Here is a 231-nt window from a genome sequence, read left to right as displayed (position 1 = left end):
TCGGCATCCCCTTCGGCGCCTTCCTGGGGCTCTATTCCTTTCCGGGGAAACGGCTGATCGTCGTGCTCGTCTACACCTGCATGGGACTTCCCCCGGTGCTGGTCGGCGTGATCGTCTACCTGCTGCTCTCCCGGTACGGCCCTCTCGGATCGCTCAGCCTGCTGTTCACGCCGCAGGCGATGGTTATCGCGCAGGTGGCCCTGGTAACGCCGATTCTGGCCGGACTGACCA

The 231-nt window shown here is 64.5% G+C and carries 1 protein-coding gene; it reads left to right on the top strand.

Going from position 1 to position 231, the window contains the following annotated elements:
- A partial coding sequence (locus LD028_RS09635) for an ABC transporter permease (RefSeq protein ID WP_237811689.1) occupies nucleotides 1-231 on the top strand: 231 nt, incomplete at both ends.

The organism is Anoxybacillus sp. LAT27 (genome assembly GCF_022030075.1).
GTDB classification, from domain to species: domain Bacteria; phylum Bacillota; class Bacilli; order Bacillales; family Anoxybacillaceae; genus Anoxybacillus; species Anoxybacillus kestanbolensis.
This window is presented reverse-complemented; position numbering and strand designations above follow the sequence as displayed.